Raw genomic sequence first — 21,741 nt, forward strand, 5'->3', positions numbered from 1 at the left:
GTACCACCTATATTGCCACTACCAGTACTTTACATACCCATAAGCCCGTAAAGACTACTCCCCGCCATACACTTAAGTCAAGCAGTTTGTCAGAGATGTAGAAGTGAGTGTTTACTTCGCCAAAGGCTCTGGATTATTCTGGAAGCGGTGGATTACCACCGTGACAATATTCCATCCAGTTGTTCCAGGGTTTCGTAATGAATCAGTATGGTTCCTTTACCCTTTTTCCCTGGGGTTATCACGACCTGCGCTCCGAGTTTTGCCGAGAAATTCTCCTGTAACCGTAGTAAATCGCGGTCGCGCTGGGGGTGATGTTTTACCACCGGATGTTCGATCTGATATACCAGCTTTTCTGTTTCACGTACTGAAAGCCCTTTATGTACTACAAGATTTGCCGTCTCTATCTGCTTGGCCGCAGCGAGTGATAGCAATGCGCGAGCGTGTCCCATGTCGATCTTTCCCTGCATCAGCAGTTCCTGGACAGGAGCAGCCAGATTAAGCAATCTCAGGAGATTGGAAATCGCGCTGCGCGAACTTCCCAAAGCTTCGCTGGCAGCCTGGTGCGTCATGCCGAATTCCCTGATGAGCCTCTGGATTCCCAAGGCTTCTTCCAGAGGGTTGAGATTTTCGCGTTGAATGTTCTCGATCAGTGACATCGCCAGCGCAGCCTCATCCGGAACCTCGCGGATCAGGGCGGGCACCTCACCCAATCCCGCCAGTTGCGCTGCACGCCAGCGGCGCTCGCCGGCGATAATTTCGTACTTTCCACCACCGACTGGCCGTACGAGTACTGGCTGCATCACCCCCTGGGCCTTGATGGATTCCGCCAGTTCCCCCAGCGATTCCTTATCCATGCGCGTACGCGGCTGGTATTTCCCCGGCTGCAGCAGCGAGACTTTGATACTCTGAAGCGTCTCCTCCGAGACAGCGTTATCGCCGCTGCCCGCCAGCAACGCATCCAGCCCTCTCCCCAATCCTCTTACTTTCATTTTTCTTTCGTCCGGCTTCATGTCTTCTAGGCTTCAAGTGTCTGTTGATACTGCTGGTCCGGCGTGGCGCTCTCCGGAAAGTATCGGGCCGATATTTCACCCGCCAGCGCCAGGTAAGCCTGCGTACCTTTGGATAACCTGTCATGGTACAGCGCGGGAATACCAAAGCTGGGCGCCTCGGCTAATCGCACATTACGAGGAATTACCGTACGGTAGACCCGGTCTCCAAAGTACTGCTGCAACTGATCGGAAACCTGTTGTGCCAGAATATTGCGTGGATCGAACATGGTACGCAACAATCCCTCGATCTCCAGCTTGGAATTGAAGTGAGCGCGTACTTTCTTAATGGTGTTGACGAGATCGCTCAATCCTTCGAGGGCGTAGTACTCGCACTGCATGGGGATCACCACAGCCTCGGCTGCGCACAAACCATTCAGCGTGAGCAGATTGAGCGCAGGTGGACAATCGATAAGAATAAAATCGTATTCCCGCTCGACTTCCCGCAAGGCTTCCCGCAGGCGTGTTTCCCGCCCCGGTAAATCAATCAACTCTATTTCCGCCCCGGCAAGCTCGCGATTGGCGGGGAGTAGATCATATTTGCCACTGGGGGAGGACACTCTTACGTCCACCACCCCCATGCTTCCCAGCAGAACCTGATAAACCGTGTGCTCCAACCCGCCCTTGTCTACACCGCTGCCCATCGTGGCGTTACCCTGCGGATCAAGGTCTATCAACAGCACCCGCCGCTGCACAGCTTCAAGGCTTGCCGCCAAATTGACGCTGGTAGTCGTTTTCCCTACCCCACCTTTTTGATTGGTTACTGCCAGAATTTTCGCCATTGCCACTCCTAGAACCGAGATACTGGAAGCCGATCAATACGAGGTGAAACACTTGGCGAAAAGCCAAGGAATCTTACTTTACCGTCCGGCACGCTTGAGCACAACCAGATGACGCTTCGCCCTCAGATCGGGAATCGTTAGCAACAATATTTTGTCGACAATGAATGTCTCGGGTAACTGCGCAATTTCTTCGTGGGGATATACACCTTTCATTGCCACCAATCGCCCACAGTCAGTCCCTTGCTCCCCCCCTTGGGCACACAAATGTCCCGCGAGCTTGACGAAGTCCGCCAGATCGGAAAAAGCGCGCGAAATAACGGTATTAAAGCCGTTGTTCGAACCGACGCTTTCCATGCGCTCGCCGATGACCTCCACATTTTCAAGCTCCAATTCAATCCGCGCCTGCTGCAGGAACGCTGCTTTTTTGTGGTTGCTTTCCACCAGCATCACGCGCCACTCCGGACGGGCCAACGCCACGGGGATTCCAGGAAGGCCGGCGCCGCTGCCCACATCAGCAACGCGGGGTCCGTCAATGTGCGGCAGAACAGCCAGACTGTCCAGCACATGCAGTGCGAGCATCGCTTCCGGTTCACGCACTGCCGTCAGGTTGTGCACCCGGTTCCATTTCTGGATGAGCGCCAGATATTGCAGGAGGCGCGCCTGATTTGATTCGGTAATAGACAGACCCAGTGCTGCGATTCCCTCAGCAAGTTGCGTAGCCGGATTCATGCGCTTTTCTTCGTATTCGCGCCGGAAAAACCGCGCTTGACATGGACCAGCAATAGCGAAATTGCTGCGGGCGTGATTCCGGAAATGCGGGATGCCTGACCTGCCGTTTCAGGCTTGAACTGATTAAGTTTCTGCTGGACTTCATTCGAAAGTCCGCGCACGGTTTTATAATCCAGGTCCTGTGGCAGGCGAATGTCTTCATAATAAGCATTCCGTGCTACTTCATCTTTCTGGCGCTCGATGTATCCCTGATACTTCGCCTGGATTTCGACCTGCTCCGCCGCTGCGAGATCGGGAACAGGTTCGCCTGCGCCGGGCAGTGTCATGAGTTCCGCGTACGACACATTGGGCCGGCGCAGCAAGTCATGCAGAGAGCACTCATGCTCGATGTTTTTCCCGATGACACGTAATGCATCGGTTTCGGAAAGGTTCTTCGGGCTGAGCCACGTGGTCTTCAGCCGGTTTTGCTCTTGAGCAATAGCCTCTTGTTTGGTATCGAACGCCACCCAGCGCGCGTCATCCACCACCCCTAGCCTGCGCCCGGCTTCCGTCAGACGGAGATCGGCGTTATCCTCCCGCAATTGCAACCGGTATTCCGCGCGGCTAGTGAACATGCGATAGGGTTCAGTAACACCTCGGGTAATGAGATCATCCACCAGGACACCCAAATAGGCTTCATCCCGGCGCGGACACCATGGTTCCCTATCCTGCGTTTTTAGTGCAGCGTTGATTCCCGCAAGCAACCCCTGCGCCGCGGCCTCTTCATAACCCGTGGTGCCATTGATCTGTCCCGCAAAAAACAAGCCTTCGATCATCCTGGTTTCAAGCGAGCTTTTCAGGGCACGCGGATCAAAATAATCATATTCGATCGCATAACCGGGTCGGGTGATATGGGCGTTTTCCAATCCTTTGATCGAGCGTACCAGTTTCACCTGCATATCGAAGGGGAGGCTCGTGGAGATTCCGTTGGGGTACACCTCGTGGGTCGTGAGACCCTCCGGTTCGAGAAAAATCTGATGCGATTCCTTGGTGGAAAAGCGCACGACCTTGTCCTCGATAGAGGGACAATAACGAGGTCCGATACCCTCGATCGCACCGGAGAATAGAGGGGAGCGATCCAGGCCGCCGCGAATAATGTCGTGCGTCTGGCTGTTGGTATGCGTGATCCAGCAAGATACCTGCTTCGGGTGGGAAGCAGCATTGCCCATAAAGGAAAAAACGGGCACAGGTGCGTCGCCGGGTTGAGCGGTAACAGCGGAATAATCGATGGTACGGCCATCTATCCGGGGTGGGGTCCCAGTTTTCAACCGCCCGACAGGGAGCTTCAATTCGCGCAGGCGGCCGGCAAGACTGTTGGATGGGAGGTCCCCGGCCCGTCCGGCTTGAAAATTTGCCGAGCCTACATGAGCCAGGCCTGCCAGAAAGGTTCCGGCGGTAAGAATTACAGCACGCGCATTAAAGCGGATGCCAAGCTGTGTGTCAACTCCCACCACCCGCTCTCCTTCAACCACCAGATCGTCCACCCCTTGCTGAAACAGCCAGAGATTCGGCTGATTTTCCAACCGCCGCCGGATCGCTTGGCGGTAGAGAACCCGATCAGCCTGGGCGCGTGTTGCGCGTACCGCAGGTCCTTTGCGCGAGTTGAGGATGCGAAACTGTATGCCCGCCTCATCCGCCGCCTCCGCCATCACGCCTCCGAGGGCATCGATTTCCTTCACCAAATGCCCTTTGCCAATCCCGCCTATGGAAGGGTTGCATGACATCTGCCCCAGCGTTTCGATGTTGTGTGATAGCAATAGTGTCTTTTGCCCCATGCGAGCGGCAGCGAGCGCCGCTTCGGTACCGGCATGGCCACCGCCTATCACTATTACATCGAATATTTCAGGAACAGTCATGGAAGCAATCGGGCAAAAATGAATTGAGAGTGGCGCCCATTTTACGGCAAAACGTGGAGCCATGTAAGAATCATGGAGAGGTCTTGCGGTAAAGAAACTCCGCTCTCTTTGTTTCACGTGAAACAACAAAACAAAACTGTTTCACGTGAAACAAAAGCTAATGGGAAACCCCCAGGGGAAAGTCGAAAGGCAAGGGGATTATAACCAATAACGGAGTACCGAAATGATTGAGGAAGGTAATAGAGGGCTCTCCCGCTAATTGAGCATCTTCTGGCGGGAGGCGAAATCGCTCCACAGAATGATGCACCTGTGACCCTTGCACCGCCGCCGCTTTAACCCTTGAATCGCCGATGCCTGTCCGGCAACGTCGATCCAGGAAGGTGTAAATACAATACCAGCAGCTGCTTGCAACCGAACACATACAACAATGGATAAGAATCATGGAGAGGTCTGGCGGTGAAGAAACGCCGGTCTCTTTGTTTCACGTGAAACAAAAGCTAATGGGAAGCGGCAGGGAGAATTCGAAAGGCAAGGGAATTACACCTAATAACCGAGTGCCGAAACGATTGAGGAAGATGACAGAGGATCTTCCCACTAATTGAGCATCTTCTGGCGGCGAGTGTTGGAATCGCCGTGCAGGATGATGCGCGCTGTGATCAGTCCCCGCTGCCGCTTTAACCAGCAGCGTCGATCCGGTAAGGGTGCAAATACAATACCGGCAGCTGCTCGCTGCGAAACACATACAGCGGTAGAAACGTTAATGGTCTTGGTAGATTGCCTTACCCCGCTTAAAATTGAACCTGTTTCGATCTGCACTAGCCACTCAACTTCTTGTTCAATTGCTGTGGCCTCTCCAGGCTCTCCATCGAGATCTGGTTCCAGCCTATACCCATGCCTTAACTCATCCAAAATAATCGATTACAGAGCTTCTACGCTTGCCGCTTTTTTGTGCAACCGACGAAAATTTCCTTTAATCCGAGCGAATGGGGGTAACTATGAGTGCCTCGCTCTCCCCTGGGGTCAGGTTATACTTCCGGGACAGTCCGAAGCTGTACTCACCCTCGCTTACCAGTATCGAAGCGATGCAGTAGACGGGATCTATCGACCAAACAAGTCCTGTTGCTTCCATGCATCGGATCTCCGATGCATGGAAGGCCAGGACGAACTCGACAGAGCTGTGTGAACCAAGCAGTGAAACACTCACGAATGATCCTTTTGCATCGCTCAGGATACTCATCCAGTCGTGCTGCCGTTTCTCCAGGCAGTAATCTGATACCTAAACTCAGACCGTTATCAGATGCGGTCACGATTGTTCAACAACGTGATGCGACGCATTGCGCGTTCGTATCTTCACGACCTAGATACAAGAAACGCGGCCTCTACTTGCCGCCCCACCCACGCACCCCCATTGCTGCCCAATTGCTGCTCACCTCTCCGCCGCCAAAATCATCGCTCCAGACTTCTTCATCGATAGAACTCAATTATTTCTGCGGTAACATCTACCATTCGGGCAACCATTTCCCTGGAGCGGGTCTGAAAAACAGATCCCCCAGGGTTTAGGTGCATCCATCGGTCCATTTCCATCGTACGGAATATCCGGATGGTCGTATAGCGACTCACAGGTACCATATGGATTAGAGAGTTCGGTGACTTAACAACCGAATCGCGTGCTTGCGCAACCACACCAGCAACACCTCCAAACCCTACCATGCTGATACCCTTGGCCGATGACAGTCATTCATAGCATCTCGAGGTAAATCGCTTCTCGTCTGTAGATAATCCTTCTCGAATTGGAGTACCGGCAACTTGAGCGAACATTTGCTCCTGCTGTATTTCTCCTTATTTCTTTAGAGCTTGTTCCCAAGAGCATTGTTGCCTGTACTTTTGAAAAATCTGTACTACCATGAAATTATCCACCGCTACGGAGCGCTCCACTTCTGGCTTCGATAAAAAGGCCGCACGGTATAGGCCGTGCTTGAACTGGAACTATCTGCTGCACAGGATCGATTGCACTCTACACAGCTAATCAAGTTCGATAATGCAGAAAATCTGATGAGAAGGAGGCGAAGATGAATTTACACTCGACTGGCAGGGCAAACTGGTTATTCAGCGGGCTCGCTCTCGGCGCGCTCACCATGTTTCTCCTTGATCCTGCTAAAGGAAGACGCCGCCGTGCATTGGCAAAAGACAAGATATACAGCGCTGGCGTAAAAACCCGTAAGCGCATCGATGCAAAGTCACGTGATTTGGCCAACCGGGCGAAAGGACTGCGCGCCGAGGCACGCAACATGATGTCCAGCGACGATAACCGCGGCGAGAACAAGGCAAGTGAGAGTCAGCCTGAAACTTGATCGGGAGGAGATTTCCAGGCACGAGAGGTTCTGCTACTTCCCTATGCAGAAGCGGGAAAAAATTTCACCCAGCAGGTCGTCCGCGCTGAATTCACCGGTAATCGATGATAAAGCCAGCTGGGCAAGCCGCAGTTCCTCAGCAAAAAGCTCGACCTGATCCATGCTGGTCGCCAGCGCACAAGCAGCTTCGAGATGTGTCTGGGCAGCTGTCAATGCAGAAAGATGACGTTGGCGGGCCATAAAGGCTCCTTCTCCTGCTGATGGCTGCCACCCTATCATTTCCAGCAGTCTTTGTTGCAGTAACCCGATTCCCTCACCCGTTTTAGCGGAAACCCAGATATCTGTGGTGGCTGGGGCGATGGAGAGGGTGGAATTCGGTTCCGATTCCAGCAGATCGGTTTTGTTATGGACGACAATGAGCCGCAAACCCGGGGGAAGCGAGGCGAGTATGGCCCGATCTTCTGGCGTTATTCCCACTCGACTATCCACAAGCAGCAGGACGATACTTGCTCTATCGATCGTGGAGCGCGTCCGTGCCATACCCATTTTTTCGATCACATCCTCTGTCTCCCGCAAACCAGCGGTATCCAGAAGGTGCAAGGGCACACCTTCAATCTCTATAACCTGGTGGATAACGTCCCGTGTCGTGCCCGGGATTTCTGTAACGATAGCAACTTCTTCTCCCGCGAGACGATTCAGGAGGCTGGATTTTCCAACATTCGGCTGCCCGACCAAAGCAATCCATATTCCTTCCCGCAACAGGCTACCTTGCCGGGCCGAGCTGAGCACCTGTTCAAGCTGGTGCCGGAGGTGCTCCAATCTGACTTCCAGCTCCCTTCCAGAAATGAACTCAATTTCTTCTTCCGAAAAATCAAGTGAAGCCTCCACAAGCATTCGCAGGTCAGTAAGCGCTTGCACCAAAACATGAATGGCGTTGGAAAATTCACCTTGAAGGGAACGGATGGCGCAGCGGGCAGCTTCCTCGGTACTGGCGTCAATAAGGTCCGCCACGCTTTCAGCCTGCGCCAGATCAAGCTTGTCATTCAGGAATGCACGCAGGGTAAACTCCCCTGGTTGCGCCAGTCGCGCGCCAGCGGAGAGACAACTCGCCAGCAGCAGGTTCATGACTGCAGGGCCGCCATGTCCTTGCAGTTCCAGAACCTCTTCTCCGGTATAGGACTGGGGAGCGGGAAAGTAGAGGGCTATTCCCTGATCGATAACGCGACCATTTTCGTCACGAAATCGGGTAAGGCTGGCGCGCCGGGGTTCCGGCACACAGCCTACGATCTTGAGAGCAAGCGATTGCAGATTTCTGCCGGAAACACGCACCACCCCGATACCTCCCCGGCCTGGGGGCGTTGCAATCGCGGCAATTACATCAGAACGAGTCATCCTGAGTTCGATGCCAACCCCGTTTATGAAGACGGGAAGGGAGGGGAGTCGTGTCCGACAAATCCCCTGATCACTAATTTGCTTTCTTCTGCTTGCTCGTATTTGCGACCGAACCTTCGATCATGCGCGTGATCTGCCACTGCTGCGCGATGGAAAGCACGTTGTTTACCAGGGAATACAGCACCAGACCCGCGGGAAAGAAGAAAAAGAAAACACTGAATGCCAAAGGCATGATCTGCATCACTCTCGCCTGAATGGGATCGGTCGCCGGGGGGCTGAGCCGCTGTTGCAGGAACATGGAAATGCCCATGATCACCGGCAGCACATAATAGGGATCCGGTGCGGAAAGATCCTCTATCCACAACGCAAAAGACGCGTAACGCAATTCCACGCTCGAGAGCAGTACCCAGTACAACGAAATGAATACCGGAATCTGCACCAGGATGGGCAAACAGCCTCCCATCGGGTTGATTTTTTCCGTTTTATAAAAATCCATCATGGCCTGGTGCATGCGCTGCCGGTCATTCCCGTGTTGTTCCCGCAAACGCTGGAGCTTGGGCGTCACTAAACGCAACTTCGCCATCGAGCGGTAGCCTGCCGCCGACAGGGGAAAGAATGCAAGCTTGACCGACATGGTGAGGAGAATGATTGCCACTCCCCAGTTTCCAGTCCAGGAATGAAATAACGACAACAGCCAGAACAATGGCGCGCCGATCACCGTCAGCCAGCCGTAATCCACAACGAGATCGAGACCCGGCGCGATCGACGCAAGCTTGCTTTGCTCTTCCGGTCCGGCATAGAGCGGGACAGTGACGGTGGCGCTACTGCCGGGTTCTATCTGACCTACCGGTACGATTACACCGGCGGTATATTCGTTTTCTCCAAGACGTTTCGCGTAATATTCGCGCGGCAGCTTGTCCTTGGGCAGCCAGGCGGCCAGGAAGTACTGCTGCAGCATGGCAATCCAGCCGTTGTCCGCATTCTTGGGATAGCTGGCATTGCCCTTGTCCAGCGCGGAAAACTCGATCTTCTTGAATTTTTCCTCTTCGGTATAAAGCGCCGCCCCGGTATAGGTCGGGACCATGAAGAACGAACCCACGGGAGGCTGGCTGTCGCGCAGCATCTGAAAGTAGGAAAACGGCTGGATGGCTGCGTTCCGTTGATTGGCGACCTCGAAACTGACATCGACGAGATAGCTCCCGCGATGAAACGTATAGATTTTAGTCACCTGTACGCCGTCGGCCTCCGGCGCGCTCAACCGTATCTGGATTTTATCCTGCCCGGCTGCCAGCTCGTATGTGCCCGGTTCCGCCGTAAAACGCGTCTTGTGGGTCGGTAAACCTTCACCGATCAATCCGGATTGCGCTACGTAGATGCGCTCAGGATCGCTTTCCAGTAATGCGAAAGGCTTGTTTTTATCCTCCTTGGAAGGCTGATGCAGCAACTCGAGACGCCGAATATCGCCACCCGCGGTGTCGATTTCCGCCAGCACCATGTCGGTCTTGATCGTGATTTTGTCCCCGGATTCCAGCTTGCCCGCTGCCCTGACAGGAGCGCCGTTTTCCGCGGTCGGGCCCCTTTGCGGTACTGATGAAGCAAGCTGATCTCCTGGCACCGGAGTCTCGGCGGTACCTGCATCCGCCTGCATTTCTGTGCCCTGCCCTGCCGTTGTCGGCGCCTGGGTTGCAGGATATTGTTCTTTCTGCCACGCATCCCACAGGAATAACAGCGATGTGGCAAAAATCAGGAAGAGTACGAATCTTTGTGTATCCATCTTGCTCTGCGAGTTATTTTTTTACGACAGATAAAAACCGTCTAGAAACATTCAACGGAGGGGTTTCGCAGGAACGGGGTCATATCCCCCCCTGCTCCAGGGATTGCATCGCATTATCCTCCAGACGCTCAGAACAAGTCCTCGCGTCGCCCCATGCCGGGCAAGCGCTTCACAGGCGTAATGCGAACAAGACGGACTGAACCGGCATGAGGGTCCAAGGAAAGGGCTCAGGCAGTATTGATAGAGCCTGATAAACGCAATAATCATTCGCGACATTGCTGCAATTGAATCATGAGACGCCGTGCTTCGTCCGCCAACTGCACTGGACTGCGATCGCTGGCACGGCAACGCAGACGCATCACCAGATCAAGGCCCGCCATATCCTCCTGGCGTGCACGAAACACTTCCCGCAACACCCGTTTCACCCGGTTCCGGTTTACGGCAAGTCGTTCAATTTTACCTGCCACTATTAATCCCAATCTGGAATGCAATAAACCGTTGGGTTTAGCGAAAACCTGAAGCAATTCACCGCCTGTGGAACACCTGAACCGGATGACCGAGGAAAATTCTTCTGCCTTATGCAGGCGATGAGTTTTAGGAAAACGAATAATAGAGTCCCCGGATTGCGTACGTTACTGCACTCCGAGGCGAACTCGTCCTTTGGCGCGCCGAGCCCGGATTACCGCCGCTCCACCCGCGGTTTTCATGCGGACCCGGAAACCGTGGGTCCGCTTTCTGCGCGTCACGGATGGTTGGTAAGTGCGTTTCATTATTTCCCCTGTGCCTGATAATGATAAATAAAAACTCGACATTACAACTCTTTACGACGACCTGTGTCAACCGATATTTTTTGCTCTCCCTGTGGATAAGCTGTGAAGAACGGTCTAGAATATTCCGCTCACCTCGCTCGCAACTTCCGTTTCTTCCCCAACGAGTCATTAATATCATGCTTGCACCAGATACCTTTTGGCTTGCCTGTCTCGAATATTTTGAAAATGAACTGAGCGCGCAGCAATTCAATACCTGGATCAAACCACTGCGCCTGAAACTGTCGGACGACTCGCCTGAGCCTGCCCTCACGCTGATCGCACCCAACCGTTTTGTCCTCCAATGGGTAAAGGACAACTTTTTGAGCGGCATCACGCAGATGGCGGAAAACCACTTCGCGCGCCCGGTTCAGTTGCAGTTGGAGCTAGCCGGACAAGTTCCGGCCAGCGCATCCCTTTCGACTAGCGGGAATAGTGGAATGGCCTCCCATTCGATTACCGCGGTGTTCGATGCTCCGACAGAATCAGCGCAAAAGCCGCCAAAGGATACGAAGGAAAAACAGGAAAAAAATCCAACCAGACTGAATCCCTCTTTCACCTTCAACACTTTCGTCACAGGAAAGGCAAACCAGCTGGCACGTGCCGGGGCTATTCAGGTTGCGGAACGTCCCGGCGTTGCTTATAACCCCTTCTTCATCTATGGGGGGGTAGGATTGGGAAAAACCCATCTGATTCAAGCGATCGGCAATTTCGTGGTGGAGCACAATCCAGCTGCCAAGGTTCGCTATATTCACTCGGAGCAATACGTTTCAGACGTAGTAAGGGCTTACCAACATAAGGCATTCGATGAATTCAAGCGCTACTATCATTCGCTGGACCTGTTGCTGATCGACGATATCCAGTTTTTTGGCGGAAAAAACCGTACGCAGGAAGAGTTTTTCTATGCCTTCAACGCCCTGATCGAAGCGCATAAGCAAGTCATCATCACCTGCGACTCTTACCCGAAGGAAATCGCCGGCATGGAAGAACGGTTGATTTCGCGTTTCGGATGGGGCTTGACAGTAGCGGTGGAACCTCCTGAACTGGAAATGCGCGTCGCGATTCTCCTGAAGAAAGCATTGATGGAAGATATCATCCTGGATGAAAGCGTCGCTTTTTTCATCGCAAAACACATTCGCTCCAATGTGCGCGAACTGGAGGGCGCTTTGAAAAGAGTGGTTGCTTACTCACGCTTTACCGGTCACGCACTGACTCTTGATTTGGCGCGGGAAGCATTGAAAGATCTACTGGCGGTACAGAACCGTCAAATCTCCATTGAAAACATTCAAAAGACAGTGGCGGACTACTACAAGATCAAGGTCGCCGAAATGTACTCCAAAAAGCGGTCTCGTGTTGTTGCCCGCCCACGCCAGATGGCCATGGCCATCTCCAAGGAACTCACCCCTCTGAGCCTACCCGATATCGGGGAAGCTTTCGGGGGTCGGGACCATACCACAGTATTGCATGGGTATCGAAAGATTGCCGAATTGCGTGCTTCCGATCCTGCCGTCAACCGTGACTTCAATACCTTGTTGCATATTCTCCGCGGCTAATTACAAACTGAATAACAAACTGAGGTTAACATCAGGATGAATTGGGGATAACTCACCACTTCTATTCAGACTTTAATTCTGCTCACAAACTATCCACAGTCCATACCTTATTGATACAGAAATACAAAATAGCCTAATATGCTGATATCAGGCGAATTTCCCTACTTTTACCGGATTTCGCCATTTCTTATTAACTATTATTAGCTTTACAATTAGAAAATGAAACTGATAGAAGCTGACAGGGATACATTGCTCAAGCCTTTGCAGACGGTTACCGGTATTGTCGAGCGACGTCATACCTTACCTATCCTTTCCAACGTACTTATTGAACGCAAGCAGGAAAATATTTCATTTATTGCAACTGATCTTGAAATCCAGATTACTACCTCCACCACGGATGGTGGCAAAGCAGATGAGGAATACTCCGTAACGGTTGCTGCAAAAAAGCTTCAGGATATATTACGTGCACTACCCGAGAAGATGCGAGTGACGCTGGAAACCAGCGATAGTCGGCTTCAGGCCAAGGCGGGAAAAAGTCGTTTCAATCTGCAGACACTTCCTGCTGAAGATTTTCCAAAATTTCCTGAAAGTAATGAAACGCAGGGAACAGTCAAGGTACAGCAGAAGGAACTGAAGCATCTCCTGTCGATGGTCCAATATGCCATGGCTCACCAGGACATTCGCTACTACCTGAACGGCTTGCTGTTATTGCTGGAAAACAATCAACTGAAGGTGGTGGCAACCGATGGCCATCGGTTGGCGTTTGCCCTGATGATGCTCGAGACATCGTTGGAAAGAAAAGAGGTCATTCTTCCTCGCAAGGTGGTGCTCGAATTATCCCGGTTATTGAATGAAACCGAGGAGCCGGTAACCATAGAAGTACTTCAGAACCAGGTGCGTTTTACCTTCTCCAATGTCGTTCTAGTATCCAAAGTGGTCGATGGAAAATTTCCGGACTATAACCGCGTCATCCCCACCGGTTACCAGAAACAATTCGATATAAACCGTCTGTTGCTACTCCAGACACTGCAACGCGCTGCCATCCTGTCCAATGAAAAATTTCGCGGAGTCCGTCTCATCCTCACCCCCGACAATCTCCGGATTGTCTGCAATAACAGCGAACAGGAAGAAGCGCAGGAAGAGCTGGAACTTCAATACAATGGAGAAGGGCTCGACATCGGCTTCAACATTACTTATCTGCTCGATGTGCTGAACAATGCGGACAGTGAGACAGTAACGTGCGCATTTGGGGACGCCAACAGCAGTGCGTTGATCACCATTCCGGGTAACGACAGCTTCAAATATGTGGTCATGCCCATGCGCATATGATGTAAATATCAATCATTTCACACTTTTGCAGCTGTGAAGCTGCAAAAGTGTCCGTCGATGCGGTTATGGTATAATTTATTGATTACTGCACGGCATCTTTCGTGTATTGCAGACTCAGCTACGATCTTTGTTGAGTTTCCTTGAGCCTTCCCTGAGTGGCCTCCTGCCCTGATCCCACAGGTGAGTGAAAACCGGCTCTCCGTAGCGTTTGCTCTAGATGTTTCCCGATAGCAGTCAGCAGGATTCGCAATTACTTTATTGCGAATCCATCAGTGTGGAAGCGATTGGATATTCCGTTTCAAATAACTGAAACAACTGAAGATACAGCAATGAACGAAAAAGAGCGTTCCCGGCAGCAAAAAAGCAAAAGCTCCACCGACTATGGCTCGGACAGCATCAAGATTCTGAAAGGGCTCGATGCGGTGCGCAAGCGTCCCGGTATGTACATTGGCGATACCAGCGATGGCACCGGTCTGCATCATATGGTGTTCGAGGTATTGGATAATGCGATTGACGAGGCGCTGGCCGGCTATTGTGATGAGATTTCAGTCATCATCCACCCCGACAACTCGGTTAGCGTGCAGGACAATGGTCGCGGCATTCCGACCGGAATAAAGCAGGATGACGAGCTCAAGCGTTCCGCTGCTGAAATCGTCATGACCGAACTCCACGCCGGAGGTAAGTTCGACTCCGATTCATACAAGGTATCAGGCGGCTTGCACGGCGTTGGCGTCTCGGTCGTGAATGCCCTGTCGGAATGGTTGCGCCTTTCCATCCGTCGGGATGGAAAGATCCATCAGATCGAGTTTCGCATGGGCGTGCCGGTGGCGCCGCTGGCCGCGACCGGAAAGACTGAACGGCGAGGAACCGAAGTACATTTTCTGGCGAGCAAGGAAATATTCGGAGATATCGAATACCACTACGACATATTTGCCAAGCGGCTGCGGGAACTTTCCTTTCTCAACAATGGTGTCAAAATCCATCTCATAGACCAGCGCAACGCCAAGGAGGAAACATTTGCCTTTGTGGGTGGGGTCAAGAGTTTTGTCGAGTATGTCAATCGCACCAAGTCGGTGCTTCATCCCAATATTTTCTATGCAGCGGGAGAAAAAGACCGCATCGTAGTGGAAGTCTCGATGCAGTGGAATGACAGCTATACCGAGCAGGTGCTGTGCTTTACAAACAATATTCCGCAAAAGGATGGCGGTACTCATCTCACGGGTCTGCGCGCTGCCATGACGCGCACCCTGAACAATTACATCGAAAAAAGCGATCTCGCAAAAAAAGCCAAAATCGAAACTTCGGGCGATGACATGCGCGAGGGTTTGTCATGTATTTTGTCAGTGAAGCTGTTCGAACCCAAGTTTTCATCCCAAACCAAGGAAAAGCTCGTATCGTCGGAAGTGAGGCCGGTAGTGGAAGAAGTCGTATCGCTCAAATTGGCGGAATTCCTCATGGAGCATCCGGTCGATGCAAAAATCATCTGCGGCAAGATCATCGAAGCGGCCAGAGCTCGCGAGGCAGCGCGCAAGGCGCGGGAATTGACCCGGCGCAAAGGTGTGCTGGATGGCATGGGGTTACCCGGAAAGCTGGCGGATTGCCAGGAGAAAGATCCGGCTCTGTCCGAGCTTTATCTGGTGGAGGGCGATTCCGCCGGCGGCTCGGCCAAGCAGGGACGCGACCGCAAGTTCCAGGCCATCATGCCGTTGAAAGGAAAAATCCTCAATGTGGAAAAAGCCCGTTTTGACAAGCTGATTTCCTCGCAGGAAATTGCATCCCTTATCACGGCGCTTGGCACCGGTATCGGCAAGGACGAGTATAACCCGGACAAATTGCGCTATCACCGCATCATCATCATGACTGATGCCGACGTGGATGGCTCACATATCCGCACCTTGCTGCTTACTTTCTTTTACCGGCAAATGCCGGAATTGATCGAGCGCGGCCATATCTTTATTGCCCAGCCGCCGCTGTACAAGATCAAGCACGGCAAGCAGGAACGCTACGTCAAGGACGATCACGAGCTCAAGCAATACCTGCTGGGTCTGGCGTTGACGGAGGCGGAACTGCATACGGGAGAGGGTAAATCGCCGCTGACTGGAGAGACGCTGGAAAACATCGCGAACGAATATCTGCTGGCGGAAGCGGTGATCGAACGCATGAGTTCGCTGATCGATAGCGAAGTCATGCATGCGTTGTTACGCCATTCCGATATCGATCTAAGTAATGAGGGGCTCGCAACCGAAAGCGCGGTTCGTCTGGCGGCACAGGTCAATGCAGCAAATATCACCATCGTACCCAAGTACGACCTCGCCACGGAAGAGTATCGGCTGAAAATCTCTCGCATGCATCACGGCAACGTTCGCAACAGCTATATCGACCAGGATTTTCTGCAAAGCGGTGACTACGCGCAAATCAGGCAAACCGCCGAGGTGCTCGATGGCCTAATCGGGCCGGCAGCTTATGTGCAACGCGGCGAGAAGAAACAGGCAGTGAGCGACTTCAAGCAAGCACTCGACTGGCTGCTGGAGGAAGTCAAAAAAGGCATCGGCACCCAGCGTTACAAAGGCCTGGGCGAGATGAATCCGGCTCAACTCTGGGAAACGACCATGGACCCGAAGGTTCGCCTTCTGCTGCGCGCCCAGATCGAGGACAGCATCGCCGCGGATGAAATTTTCACCACCCTGATGGGCGATATCGTGGAACCTCGGCGCGCGTTCATCGAGAACAATGCGTTGGGAGTGAGGAATCTTGATGTTTAACTGATGCGTCAATTGCCTCGAAACCAATACGTGAAGATGACACTGCTACTTCGTATATAGCTGGCGTCTTGACGCAATCCGGCATCTTGAGATGGTAAACTCGCAATTTTCCAATAAAAATTATTCACAGGTTTTAAAACAACATGTTGTCCTCACACAATACCCTCGAAAGCGTAGACCCTGATCTCTGGCAGGCCATCAAAGGCGAGATGCAGCGCCAGGAAGAATATATTGAGCTGATCGCTTCGGAAAATTATGCGAGTCCTGCGGTGATGCAGGCGCAGGGCTCGGTGCTGACTAACAAGTATGCGGAGGGTTATCCCGGCAAGCGCTACTACGGTGGCTGCGAGTATGTGGATGTCGTGGAGCAGCTGGCAATCGACCGGGTAAAGGCGCTGTTCGACGCGGAATATGTCAACGTCCAGCCGCATTCCGGCTCACAGGCCAACGCCGCGGTCTATCTGACTGCCTTGAAGCCGGGAGATACTCTGCTGGGGATGTCGCTTGCGCATGGCGGGCATCTGACACATGGCGCTTCGGTCAATCTCAGCGGCAAAATTTTCAATGCCGTTTCCTATGGGCTTCGTTCTGATACAGAAGAGCTTGACTATGACGAGGTTGCGCGCTTGGCGCACGAACATAAGCCCAAGCTGATCGTGGCAGGTGCTTCGGCTTATTCGCTGGTGATAGACTGGAAGCGCTTCCGCAAGATTGCCGATGATATAGGGGCCTATCTGTTCGTGGATATGGCGCATTATGCGGGATTGGTTGCGGCAGGATACTATCCCAATCCCGTCGGCATCGCCGATTTCGTCACGAGCACGACCCACAAGACGCTGCGCGGCCCGCGGGGCGGGATCATCATGGCCAGGGCCGAGCATGAAAAAGCCCTCAATTCCGCTATTTTCCCGCAAACCCAGGGGGGGCCTTTGATGCATGTCATTGCTGCCAAGGCAGTGGCATTCAAGGAAGCCGCCAGCCAGGAGTTCAAGGACTACCAGGAACAGGTAATCGACAATGCGCGCGTAATGGCGAAAGTGTTGCAGGAGCGCGGATTGCGCATCGTCTCGGGGCGCACCGATTGCCACATGTTTCTGGTGGACCTCCGCCCCAAGTATATTACCGGCAAGCAGGCCGCCGAATCGCTGGAACTGGCGCATATCACCGTCAACAAAAATGCGATTCCCAACGACCCGCAGAAACCATTCGTCACCAGCGGGATTCGTATCGGCTCTCCTGCCATCACCACCCGCGGGTTTACCGAAATTGAATCCGAACAACTGGCCCATCTGATAGCTGATGTCCTGGAAGCCCCGACAGATTCCTCGGTGCTGACGGAGGTTGCACGCCAGGCAAAAGCGCTATGTGCAAAATTTCCAGTTTACCAAGGGTGATCGCGCAATGGAGCGGCGCATCCTGACGTCGCTTCCATGTCTCGGCATAGTCGATCTGGTCGATCTTCACCTGGATCAATTTGCTGCGGTTCCGGGGTTGAAGCTAGTCGACCGGTTCCAGGTTGACGCATGAAGTGTCCTTTCTGCCATACGCCTGATACGAGCGTGATCGACTCCAGGGTGAGCGAGGAAGGCGACAGGATACGCCGCCGCCGGCGCTGCCCCAACTGTGATAAACGTTTCACTACCTATGAAACTGTGGAATTGCGTTTGCCGCAGGTCGTAAAGCAGGATGGCAATCGCGCCGAGTTCGACCGCGAAAAATTGCGTACCGGTTTCGTACGCGCATTGCACAAGCGTCCGGTTTCGGCAGAGGATGTGGAAGCGGCAATGAATCGCGTCGTCCAGAAGCTGCTAAGCTTGGGTGAACGGGAGATCGCTTCGCACAAGATTGGCGAGATGGTGATGGGAGAACTCTATAAACTGGACAAGGTCGCGTACATTCGCTTTGCTTCTGTTTATCGAAGTTTTCAGGGTGCTGCCGATTTCGACGATGCAATCCGGGAACTGCAAGGATCAGATAGCAGGAAAGAACCGGACAAAGCCTGATTCACACGTTTTACCTTCCGTTTTTCCGGCAAATCCCGGCAAGCGACGCGTCTGCTCTTGAGTTGCACACCGAATTTCCAGCTTCGCCTTTGAACAATGGAGTTTCCAATGTTCTCGCCACCCGATTACCGCTTCATGGCCCAGGCGCTGCGGCTTGCAGAAAAAGGGCTTTATAGTACAAGCCCGAACCCTCGAGTGGGCTGCGTGCTGGTACGCGATGGACAGGTGGTGGGTACCGGCTGGCACGAACGCGCAGGCGAGGCGCATGCGGAAATAAATGCACTGGCTGCGGCCGGGGCGGCGGCACGCGGCGCGATCGCCTATCTCACACTGGAGCCGTGCAGTCACCATGGTCGCACTCCACCCTGCGCCGATACCTTGGTTCAGGCGGGTGTCGCGAAAGTCATTGCAGCCATGCAGGATCCGAATCCCCTCGTGTCCGGTCGAGGCTGCGCCCTCCTGGAAGAGGCGGGGATAGAAGTGCAAACCGGCTTGATGGAAGCGGAAGCGAAAGCTTTGAATATCGGATTTGTCTCGCGCATGACCCGCGGTCGTCCCTGGGTCAGGGCCAAGATCGCGGCAAGTCTTGATGGCAAGACGGCGCTCAACAACGGGTCCAGTCAATGGATCACGAGTGAAGCGGCACGCCGTGACGGGCACCGCTGGCGCGCCCGTTCCTGCGCCGTAATGACCGGCATTGGTACGGTGTTGGCCGATGACCCGCAGCTCTCGGTGCGCCATATCCATACCTCCAGGCAACCCATGCCGGTCGTGGTGGACAGGGGACTGGATATACCCCTGGATGCGGGATTGCTGCGTGGCGCAGGCGAGCTGATTTTTACCGCTGCCGCCAGTGAAGGCAAAATTGTCGCGTTACGTGACGTGGGTGTGCACGTCATTCTGTTGCCGGATAGCGCTGGCAACGTGGATCTGGCTGCAATGATGCAGCGGCTTGCGGATCTCGAAATAAACGAAGTGCTGGTGGAGGCGGGGCGTGGCTTGAATGGTGGGCTTATCCAGGCGGACCTGGTGGATGAGTTCGTCATTTATCTTGCCCCCTGTCTGATCGGAGATGCGGCGAGGGACATGCTCAAATTACCGGAACTCTCGAATTTGGAAGACAAGCGCATCCTCAAGATTCACGATGTACGCGCTGTGGGACAGGATATCCGCATTATTGCCCGTGTCGCTGACAGGATGGCTACATAATTTGGATCGATTCTTTTATTTCTTTCTGAATCTTTCCGGTTAAGTAAGCACACACTTACTCAGCACCGGCCAGAATGAAAGGCTCCCCTCATGTTTTCGTCGGATACTTGGTGAGCTTGCGCTGCAATGTGCGCCGGTGCATGTTGAGGACGCGCGCCGTTACAGAAACGTTCCCTTTGTTCTCGTTGAGTACGCGCTGAATGTACTCCCACTCGAGCCGCCCGACGGACAGGGGGTGGGCGCTGATTTGCACATCTGCATCCCCGGTCGTGCGCTCGAACGCCGCCATGATTTCATGAACGTCGACCGGTTTCGCGAGATAGTGGGTGGCGCCGAGTTTGATGGCCTCGACCGCGGTGGCGATGCTGGCGTAGCCCGTCAGCATGACGATACGCGTGCCGGGGTCGAGTGCTTTCAGCTTTTCGACCAGGGATAATCCGGAAGGACCGGGCAGTCTGAGATCGACAACGGCATACTCCGGCGTGCAGGCCTCCGCAAGCTCCAGCGCCTGGTCCACGCTATGCGCGCAGGTGACGTTGAATCCGCGTTTGGTCATTGCATTGGCAAGAACCGTACAAAAGGTCTGGTCATCGTCCACAACCAGCAAGGCGGGACGATCATCCACTTCTGTCATGGGTAAGGTTGTTGTCATATCGATGGCTGTATCAGAGGAAGTATGACTTGGGTACAGGCGCCGCCTTCACGATTGGTCAGGCGCACCTTGCCGCCAAACCGTTCGATGTTTGCATTTGCCAGAAACAGGCCGATGCCGAAACCCTGCCCTTTTGTTTTGGTGGTGAAAAAGGGCTGGCCGGCGCGCTGGGCCGCCTCTCCTCTCAGTCCTTCTCCATAATCGAGTATCTGCAGATGCAGTTCCTGATGACTCCAGGTAACTTCTATCTCGATGTGTTTCAAGGATGCATCCGCCGCATTATTCAACAGATTCAAAATGGACTGGCTCAGCAATTGTGTGTTCAGAATCTGGGGGGCCGGCTGCACTCCGCTGCCCCGATAGGTAAACTGGGCGGAGGGCCGCATCAATTGCCATTTATCCAGAACCTGGCGCAAAAAAAGATCGACCGTCTGGCCACTGACATCTTCCGCGCGTGCCTGCCCCGCATCTGCCAGCAATTGCGTCAGGGTGCGCTTGCAGTGCGCGATCTGATCCCGCAGAATTCTGATATTGCTTTGAAATTCGATATTGTCGATATATTCGTCCTGCAATTCCCCCGTGACTATCGCCATGGTTGCCAGCGGCGTGCCCAGTTCATGCGCCGCCCCGGCCGCCAGCGTTCCGAGCGCAATGATCTGCTCATTACGCAATGCCTGTTCACGCGCCAACGCCAGGTCCTTGTCGCGTTCGCGGATCGATATGCCCATCTTGACAACGAACCACGCGATCAATACCGTGCTCAGGACGAAGGCCAGCCACATCCCGGACACATGCATGATGAATTCGCTGCCATGTTCTTCATGGTTATGTGGCAGGGGCACATAATAAAACAGCAACAGCGTATAGCAACTTATGGTGATGGCAGCCATCACCCAGGTATAAGCCCATGGCAGCGCAGCCGCGGCAATAGTCAGAGGCAGAAGGTATAGCGAGATAAACGGATTGGTCGAGCCGCCGCTGAGATAAAGCAGCGTGCTTAAAGCAAGTACGTCCACCAGGAGTTGTGCAAAGAACTCCATGCTGGAAACCGGCCATTTCCGATGGAGACGTATCCAGGTCGCCAGGTTCACCACCCCCAGCAAAACCGCAACCGCGACCATTTCCGCCCAGGGCAATTCCAGCTCGAGCCCCCAGTAAGCCAGCGCAAAGGTCAGGCACTGGGCCGCGATGACGATATTCCTGAGCAGGAATAAACGTTGCAGATTCTTGCGGAGGGGGGGCTGGCCGGGATTTACAAGCATTTTCGTCGCGGATTCTCTCATGCCGGGGGAGGTCTTGGGAACTTCCCTGGGCTTCTCCAAGGCTTCGCTATATTATCCCCGAACATTAGCGTATATTGCCATGCAGGACCATGCGGCAAATTGCCGCATGGTCCTGCACATGGACCTGCAAAGGGAAAAGGAACAATATCGATATGCATATTTGAAAGCAGGAAAG

At 53.5% G+C, this 21,741-nt stretch carries 20 protein-coding genes; 8 read left to right on the top strand and 12 right to left on the bottom strand.

Annotation, left to right across the window (positions count from 1 at the left end):
* Positions 1-152: 152 nt before the first annotated feature.
* The 5 genes from BMW46_RS14425 to BMW46_RS14450 form a co-directional block, all read right to left on the bottom strand.
* Positions 153-989 carry a ParB/RepB/Spo0J family partition protein gene (locus BMW46_RS14425; RefSeq protein ID WP_074709393.1) on the bottom strand — a complete coding sequence of 279 codons (837 nt, stop codon included), beginning with the start codon at positions 987-989 and terminating at the stop codon, positions 153-155.
* A gap of 26 nt (positions 990-1,015) precedes the next feature.
* A complete protein-coding gene (locus BMW46_RS14430; protein WP_074709358.1) occupies positions 1,016-1,828 on the bottom strand; it encodes a ParA family protein in 813 nt (270 codons plus the stop codon).
* Positions 1,829-1,906: 78 nt separating this feature from the next.
* Positions 1,907-2,557: a 16S rRNA (guanine(527)-N(7))-methyltransferase RsmG gene (rsmG, locus tag BMW46_RS14435; protein WP_074709359.1), complete on the bottom strand. Its 651-nt coding sequence runs from the start codon at positions 2,555-2,557 to the stop codon at positions 1,907-1,909.
* Positions 2,554-4,452, bottom strand: a complete 1,899-nt coding sequence (mnmG, locus tag BMW46_RS14440; protein WP_074709394.1) for a tRNA uridine-5-carboxymethylaminomethyl(34) synthesis enzyme MnmG — start codon at positions 4,450-4,452, stop codon at positions 2,554-2,556. The genes rsmG and mnmG overlap by 4 nt, the downstream gene beginning before the upstream one ends.
* Before the next feature lie 970 nt (positions 4,453-5,422).
* The gene (locus BMW46_RS14450; RefSeq protein WP_143121492.1) at positions 5,423-5,656 is read right to left on the bottom strand and encodes a hypothetical protein; all 234 of its coding nucleotides are present in this window, start codon (positions 5,654-5,656) and stop codon (positions 5,423-5,425) included.
* Between the two features lie 865 nt (positions 5,657-6,521).
* Between BMW46_RS14450 and BMW46_RS14455 the strand changes: the two genes are divergently transcribed.
* Positions 6,522-6,803 carry a hypothetical protein gene (locus BMW46_RS14455; protein WP_074709362.1) on the top strand — a complete coding sequence of 94 codons (282 nt, stop codon included), beginning with the start codon at positions 6,522-6,524 and terminating at the stop codon, positions 6,801-6,803.
* Positions 6,804-6,836: 33 nt separating this feature from the next.
* Here BMW46_RS14455 and mnmE read toward each other — a convergent pair whose 3' ends face one another.
* The 5 genes from mnmE to rpmH form a co-directional block, all read right to left on the bottom strand.
* The gene (mnmE, locus tag BMW46_RS14460) at positions 6,837-8,195 is read right to left on the bottom strand and encodes a tRNA uridine-5-carboxymethylaminomethyl(34) synthesis GTPase MnmE (RefSeq protein WP_074709363.1); all 1,359 of its coding nucleotides are present in this window, start codon (positions 8,193-8,195) and stop codon (positions 6,837-6,839) included.
* Between the two features lie 73 nt (positions 8,196-8,268).
* Positions 8,269-9,969, bottom strand: coding sequence for a membrane protein insertase YidC (gene yidC, locus BMW46_RS14465; RefSeq protein WP_074709364.1), 1,701 nt, complete (start codon positions 9,967-9,969; stop codon positions 8,269-8,271).
* 51 nt (positions 9,970-10,020) lie between these two features.
* Positions 10,021-10,245 (bottom strand): membrane protein insertion efficiency factor YidD, encoded by a 225-nt coding sequence (gene yidD, locus BMW46_RS14470; protein WP_074709365.1) that lies wholly within the window; start codon positions 10,243-10,245, stop codon positions 10,021-10,023.
* A complete protein-coding gene (rnpA, locus tag BMW46_RS14475; RefSeq protein ID WP_074709366.1) occupies positions 10,233-10,580 on the bottom strand; it encodes a ribonuclease P protein component in 348 nt (115 codons plus the stop codon). The genes yidD and rnpA overlap by 13 nt, the downstream gene beginning before the upstream one ends.
* 21 nt (positions 10,581-10,601) lie before the next feature.
* Complete coding sequence (gene rpmH / locus BMW46_RS14480; protein ID WP_011382051.1) at positions 10,602-10,739, bottom strand: 50S ribosomal protein L34; 138 nt, start codon at positions 10,737-10,739, stop codon at positions 10,602-10,604.
* Positions 10,740-10,915: 176 nt separating this feature from the next.
* Between rpmH and dnaA the strand changes: the two genes are divergently transcribed.
* The 7 genes from dnaA (at position 10,916) to ribD (ending at position 19,631) form a co-directional block, all read left to right on the top strand.
* Entirely contained in the window at positions 10,916-12,328 is a 1,413-nt protein-coding gene (gene dnaA / locus BMW46_RS14485) for a chromosomal replication initiator protein DnaA (RefSeq protein WP_074709367.1), read from the top strand.
* A 219-nt stretch (positions 12,329-12,547) separates the two neighbouring features.
* Positions 12,548-13,657: a DNA polymerase III subunit beta gene (dnaN, locus tag BMW46_RS14490; protein ID WP_074709368.1), complete on the top strand. Its 1,110-nt coding sequence runs from the start codon at positions 12,548-12,550 to the stop codon at positions 13,655-13,657.
* Positions 13,658-13,986: 329 nt separating this feature from the next.
* Entirely contained in the window at positions 13,987-16,419 is a 2,433-nt protein-coding gene (gene gyrB, locus BMW46_RS14495) for a DNA topoisomerase (ATP-hydrolyzing) subunit B (RefSeq protein ID WP_074709395.1), read from the top strand.
* A 143-nt stretch (positions 16,420-16,562) separates the two neighbouring features.
* Positions 16,563-17,813 carry a serine hydroxymethyltransferase gene (gene glyA, locus BMW46_RS14500; RefSeq protein WP_074709369.1) on the top strand — a complete coding sequence of 417 codons (1,251 nt, stop codon included), beginning with the start codon at positions 16,563-16,565 and terminating at the stop codon, positions 17,811-17,813.
* Positions 17,785-17,946 (top strand): hypothetical protein, encoded by a 162-nt coding sequence (locus tag BMW46_RS15500; protein WP_177171110.1) that lies wholly within the window; start codon positions 17,785-17,787, stop codon positions 17,944-17,946. Before glyA ends, BMW46_RS15500 begins: the two co-directional genes overlap by 29 nt.
* Entirely contained in the window at positions 17,943-18,422 is a 480-nt protein-coding gene (nrdR, locus tag BMW46_RS14505) for a transcriptional regulator NrdR (protein ID WP_074709370.1), read from the top strand. The genes BMW46_RS15500 and nrdR overlap by 4 nt, the downstream gene beginning before the upstream one ends.
* Positions 18,423-18,530: 108 nt before the next feature.
* Positions 18,531-19,631: a bifunctional diaminohydroxyphosphoribosylaminopyrimidine deaminase/5-amino-6-(5-phosphoribosylamino)uracil reductase RibD gene (ribD, locus tag BMW46_RS14510; RefSeq protein WP_074709371.1), complete on the top strand. Its 1,101-nt coding sequence runs from the start codon at positions 18,531-18,533 to the stop codon at positions 19,629-19,631.
* Between the two features lie 88 nt (positions 19,632-19,719).
* Here ribD and BMW46_RS14515 read toward each other — a convergent pair whose 3' ends face one another.
* Both BMW46_RS14515 and BMW46_RS14520 read right to left on the bottom strand, forming a co-directional pair.
* Positions 19,720-20,283 carry a response regulator transcription factor gene (locus BMW46_RS14515; protein ID WP_074709372.1) on the bottom strand — a complete coding sequence of 188 codons (564 nt, stop codon included), beginning with the start codon at positions 20,281-20,283 and terminating at the stop codon, positions 19,720-19,722.
* Positions 20,280-21,545 (bottom strand): ATP-binding protein, encoded by a 1,266-nt coding sequence (locus tag BMW46_RS14520; RefSeq protein ID WP_074709373.1) that lies wholly within the window; start codon positions 21,543-21,545, stop codon positions 20,280-20,282. The genes BMW46_RS14515 and BMW46_RS14520 overlap by 4 nt, the downstream gene beginning before the upstream one ends.
* Positions 21,546-21,741: the final 196 nt, after the last annotated feature.

The sequence above is a fragment of the Nitrosospira multiformis genome (assembly GCF_900111585.1).
GTDB lineage: Bacteria > Pseudomonadota > Gammaproteobacteria > Burkholderiales > Nitrosomonadaceae > Nitrosospira > Nitrosospira multiformis_B.